4 protein-coding genes are annotated in these 3646 nt (G+C 65.2%); 1 reads left to right on the forward strand and 3 read right to left on the reverse strand.

What is annotated here, in order from left to right:
- Positions 1–566, reverse strand: a 566-nt coding sequence (locus J4F42_09130) for a hypothetical protein (GenBank protein MCE2485660.1), incomplete at its 3' end; no start/stop codon positions are given.
- Between the two features lie 68 nt (positions 567–634).
- On the opposite strand from J4F42_09130, the gene J4F42_09135 reads away from it, so the two are divergent.
- On the forward strand, positions 635–1006 hold the full coding sequence (locus J4F42_09135; GenBank protein MCE2485661.1) for a DUF309 domain-containing protein: 372 nt from the start codon (positions 635–637) through the stop codon (positions 1004–1006).
- A 10-nt stretch (positions 1007–1016) separates the two neighbouring features.
- Here J4F42_09135 and J4F42_09140 read toward each other — a convergent pair whose 3' ends face one another.
- Complete coding sequence (locus J4F42_09140) at positions 1017–2294, reverse strand: FAD-dependent oxidoreductase (GenBank protein ID MCE2485662.1); 1278 nt, start codon at positions 2292–2294, stop codon at positions 1017–1019.
- Positions 2295–2320: 26 nt separating this feature from the next.
- The gene (locus tag J4F42_09145) at positions 2321–3436 is read right to left on the reverse strand and encodes an iron-containing alcohol dehydrogenase (protein MCE2485663.1); all 1116 of its coding nucleotides are present in this window, start codon (positions 3434–3436) and stop codon (positions 2321–2323) included.
- Positions 3437–3646: the final 210 nt, after the last annotated feature.

The raw sequence follows: 3646 nt of genomic DNA on the forward strand, positions 1-3646 counted from the left end.
CCGCACGCGGCAGACGGAAAGCGGATTGAGCCGCCGGTATCCGAACCGAGCGAGCCAAAGCACAGCGAGGCGGCCGTGGCAGCCCCGGAGCCGCTCGACGACGCGCCCGGCCAGCGGTCGGGATTCCACGGGTTGCGCGGCGGTTCGACCGAGGGATGATAGCCGGACAGGGCAAACTCGGTCATGCCCAGTTTGCCCAGCAACACCGCACCTGCGGCGTACAGTTTATCCATGATCGTGGCGTTGTAGTCGGGCACCCAGTCGGCCAGAATCTTGGACGCGCAGGTGGTCCGGATGCCTTTGGTGAAACACAGGTCTTTGACGGCGATCGGGATGCCGTGCAGGGGTCCCCGGTAGGTCCCGGCCAGAATTTCCTGTTCAGCGGCCCGGGCCTGTTCCAGGGCAAAATCCGCAGTCACCGTGATATAGCTGTGCAGCTTGCCGTCGATGGCTTCGATGCGGTCCAGCATGGCCTGGGTAAGTTCGACCGGCGAGACCGCCTTGCTCTTGATCAGCGCGGCAGCCTCGGTCAGGGTTGTGGTACACAGTTCAGCAACGCTCGGCATGGTGCAGCCCTCCTTCGCCTTCCCCTTAGCACTTTCTCCGACCGAAAGAAAAGCTACAATAGCCGGCCATGCGCTACCATCCGGCCCTGCTGCGGTCGATCAAGGACTTTAACTCGGGACGCTATTTTGACGCCCACGAAGCGCTGGAAGACGCGCTCGATGCGGTCGAGGACGACGACACCACCTGGCAGCTGTTTCTCGGCCTCATCCGGGTTGCGGTCGGCTACCACAAATTGGCCTCCGGCTATCCGGGCGCCCAAACTATGCTGACAATGGGGCTGGAAACGCTCGTCCCGCTCCCTGACGAGTGTGGCGGGGTGCGGCTGGAAGCCGTGCGCCAGCGGGTTCGGCAGGACCTGGCCCGGCTGGACACCCTCCCCCGTGGCCCGGACGGTCAGGCGCCCAGGATCACCCTCGCCCCTCGCCCGGCCGGACGGTGAGGCATATCGCTCACAGGCGCAGAATCGCCCCGCCCTCTTCCAGACGTTTTTGCAGGGCGGAGACCTGAATCTGTTTGGGAGACGTGCCCGACTGCGCGGCTAGCGCGGCTGCGGTGCCGGCCGCCTCGCCGGTCGCAATACACGGCGGAATCTCTTTGGTGGCGTGATGGACCCGGTGATCGACCGAGATGCAGCGACCGGCCACCAGCAGGTTGGGGAATTCCCTGGCCAGCAGCGACCGGTAGGGGATGTAGTAGAGGGCCTCGTATTTGGTCCAGTGTCCGGTCAGGGCAATCGCATCCTCACACGGCGTGTCAATGTCGTCCCGGCCCAGCACGGCCTCGCCGACCAGGCGGCGGCTCTCGGTAATACCGATCTGATCGGCGATGTGACAGAAGTGGGCCTTGGCAAAGCCCGGCACCTCGCGCCGCAAACGGTCCGCCTCGTGCATGACTTGCTTGCGGCATTCCAGCTCGGCATAGGTCAGGTCTTCAGGGTCGGTGGCGTCGATCTTGCGGCTGATACGCTCGGTCGCGCCCCACGGCATCAGAACCTTGCCCTCACCCGGGGTATGAAAAAACCAGCCCCCAGCTGCGATGGCGGCCTCGGGGTCTTCGACCCCACCCATGCAGAACCACAACCATGGCAGGACTTTCTCGCTCTCGTAGGCGGTCCCGGCCGAGGTGAAGATATCGCCGTCTCCGCTGGCATCAATGACGACATCGGCCAGAATGGCGAACCGGCCGGATTTACCTTGAAAGGCTACCCCGCTGACCCGGCCGTCCTGCACGATGGCGTCGCAAGCATACGCGTGCAGCAGCAGCCGCACCCCGGCCTCCTGGGTCATCTGGTTCAGCGCAAACTTGAATTCTTCGGGATCGTAGGCGACCGAGTAGCGCACCCGGTGCGGACCGTGGCCCCACACCAGACCCCAGCTGCGATTCCGGCTGACGAGATCCTGGTCGGCACTACCCCACTCGGTTTGGGGCGGAAAATAGGCGGCCTCACGCTGGGCCAGCCGTTCCGTCACCTCCTGGCACAGGCCGCCGACGACCTGGCGGCCCCGACCGTCGTCCAGGGTCAGCAGCAGAATAATCAGGCCACCGCTGGCCAGCCCGCCCAGATAGCCGAGCCGCTCGACCAGGATCACATCGGCCCCGTTGCGCGCCGCTGCCACGGCCGCAGCCACACCGGCCGACCCGCCACCGACCACCAGGACCTGGGTCTCGGCCTTGACCGGTGTCGAGCGCGGCGGCTCGTGGATGACACGGGGACTGGGATTCGGCATGTCCGCTCCTTGACCGGTACCAGCGCCTACCACATGGACGTGAGCAGCCCCAGCATGGCCTCTTCGGCGCCCTGCTGTTTGTGCCACAGGGAGCTTTCCTCAATCACGGCCTGGGCCACAATCGACAACTCGTCTTCCTTGGCTCCGACATCGCGCAGGCGGCGCGGCACGTCGAAGCCGTCAATGAAGGCATCCACCACTTCGGCCGCCTCGGCCGCGACCGCCTCGGCTGACCGCCCGTTGGCCTGAATGCCGAACGCCTCGGCGATCTTGGCCTGCTGGGGCAGGGTCTCGGGAGCCAGAAAACGCATGCAGTGCGGAATCGTGATGCACGAGGTCACCCCGTGTGGCACGTCCCAGCGGGCGCCAATCTGATGCCCGAAGATATGGCTCAGGCGGACGCCGACATTGCCCAGGCCGAAAATCGACAGCCAGGCTGCCACCTGACACTCGCCGCGCGCCTCAACATTATCGGGCTCTTTGACGGACAGGGGCAGCGAGACGTGCAGCTTGCGAATCGCCTCCATGGCCAGGGCGTCAGACACCGGCTGGGGATTGACCGACCACAGGGCTTCGATTGCGTGGTCGAGCGCCTTGATGCCGGTCGCCGACCACAGCTGCCGGGGGGTTGGCAGGGTGACCTGGGGATCGAGCACAATCGTCTTGGGCACGATGCGGGGATCGACCCGCAGCCCCTTGACCCGGGTGGCCTCATCGGTGATCCCGGCAAAGGGGGTGAACTCGCCCGCCGACAGCGTGGTCGAAATCGCAATCTGGGGCATGTCGGCCTGGGTCTGACCGTCTTCGAGCAGTTCCAGAGCTACGATCTTGGCCGCGTCAATCGGGCTGCCGCCGCCAAAGCTGATGATGGCGTCGGCCTCGCGCTCGCGCGCCATGGCCACGGCTTCGTCAACCGTATGGCTCGGCACGTGCTGTTTGCAGCCGTTATACGTACCGGCCCAGCGCTCTCCGAGCAGGGCCTCAAATTTCTGGACCAGATCGGTTTTGGTCGATAGACTCTGGCCGGTCAGGACCAGGGCGCGTCGCTTGCCGAAACGCTCGAGTTCGCCGGGCACCCGCTCCAGCGCGCCGGCTCCGAAAATCACGTTCTCCAACTGGGGGAATTTATACTCGCGAACCATGCTTTCCTCCTTCTGGGCTCGGGGCCAGGAGCGCAAGACTCTTCGGCCTCTCGCGGCTCCCGATTATCCTGCCGGCCCCTCGGGTTTGTCAATGCGGCGCCGCTTGTCGGGCCGCCGGCTATGCGCTATTGCAGGCCGTGTCCCGGTCCGGATCAGGAGGTAGGCGTATGTCAAACTCTCTCAAGCGTGGTGGATATCTGGCCCTGCTCG

This window comes from Desulfurellaceae bacterium (assembly GCA_021296095.1).
Taxonomy (GTDB): Bacteria; Desulfobacterota; Binatia; order Bin18; family Bin18; genus JAAXHF01.

Bases quoted from the DNA above. Each gene is read 5' to 3' on its own strand.
- J4F42_09135 (MCE2485661.1), top strand. From the start codon at position 635: ATGCGCTACCATCCGGCCCTGCTGCGGTCGATCAAGGACTTTAACTCG.
- J4F42_09140 (MCE2485662.1), bottom strand. From the start codon at position 2,294: ATGCCGAATCCCAGTCCCCGTGTCATCCACGAGCCGCCGCGCTCGACA.
- J4F42_09145 (MCE2485663.1), bottom strand. From the start codon at position 3,436: ATGGTTCGCGAGTATAAATTCCCCCAGTTGGAGAACGTGATTTTCGGA.